The organism is Stecheria intestinalis (assembly GCF_009696165.1).
Taxonomy (GTDB): domain Bacteria; phylum Bacillota_I; class Bacilli_A; order Erysipelotrichales; family Erysipelotrichaceae; genus Bulleidia; species Bulleidia intestinalis.
Window position 1 is genome coordinate 1 of sequence record NZ_VUMN01000070.1, and the last position, 1,195, is coordinate 1,195.

A 1,195-nucleotide genomic window follows, 5' to 3' on the forward strand; every position below is an offset into this window, starting at 1 on the left:
GCCATGTCTTTTTCCATCCGGTAGTACGGCACATACAGACAGAATCGGGAATACAGAATATCGGCAAGCAGCGATGATGAAACAATAGAACCTGGAAGAGGCTTTCCTTCATAAGGGGTATATTCAATCTCTCTGCAGCACGTTCCATGCGAAATGACAGGAACATAGACGCACTGAACATAATGACGGCTCGGAACGCATTCAACGGTCCTGTATTTCTTCCAGGAAAAGATATACCAGCTGGTTCCATACTGTTCGTTCAGCTGATCAGGATTGATCTGGTAAATGTTTCGGACCGGAAGACCGGACAGATCCTTCTCCCGCTGTCCTTTCTTCCGTATGCCATGACCTTTATGATCAGAAAACGCAGATCTTGAAGTAATAACCGGTGCTTTCGGAGATTCTTCCGCTTCTTCTGCCAGCGGATCCTCTGCGATTTCTTCTTCCTGTGCAATCTCTGACAGCTTTTCTGTTCCGCGACCGAACAGATCGTTATTCCGCATCTGAAGCTGCTCCGTGCACTTCTGAAGTAAGCCGCTCAGCCGTTCATTCTCACGCTTAAGGGTTTCTGACAATTCCTTCATTGTCTGATAATCCCGGGTCATGTTTTTCTCGGCTTCTTCATGACCGTCAAGAATCGCAAGAACTTCAAGATGAGAAGCGATGACATTCCTGAGAGCGCAATTCAGCTCCGGCTTTTTCAGTTCCGGAAGTTTCCGATTCAGCTCATTCAGCTCAGAAGAAGTCATCACCATAGCTGCAGTTCTCCGGGATTATTTCAGAAGATCACTGCTGGCTGTTCTGATCCGTTCTGCCAGACTGTCAGTCTGCTTCAGTGCATATAAAAGCCGATCATTTGTTTTCTGCAGGCTGCGCAGTTTCTCCTCGCACTCTGCCAGCTGCAGCTGCAGTTCTTTATTCTCTCTGCATTTTTCCTCATACTGCTTTTTCAGTTCTTCCTGATCTGCTGAAGCGGCAGTCACAGCAGGAACTTCTTTTGGCTTTCTCCCGCGCTTTCCAGTAGGAATAATCTCACCGGTTGCCGGATCAATCTTTCCGATCACTCTTCTTCTGGAGCGTGACTGTTTCTTCTCCGGATCCCAGTAGCTTTCCGATTCGTAAACGTAAGTGGTATCGGTGTCCTTGTGATACTGCCTGATCTGTGCCATAAGCCCTCCAAGTTACATTGCAATAA

At 47.4% G+C, this 1,195-nt stretch carries 2 protein-coding genes; both read right to left on the reverse strand.

Translation table 11 applies throughout. The features are described from left to right. Positions 1 to 755: hypothetical protein (locus tag FYJ51_RS13405; RefSeq protein ID WP_154506025.1), on the reverse strand; the 755-nt coding region annotated here is incomplete at its 3' end. Positions 756 to 773: 18 nt separating this feature from the next. Beyond that, entirely contained in the window at positions 774 to 1,169 is a 396-nt protein-coding gene (locus FYJ51_RS13410; protein WP_105305119.1) for a hypothetical protein, read from the reverse strand. Positions 1,170 to 1,195 lie beyond the last annotated feature (26 nt).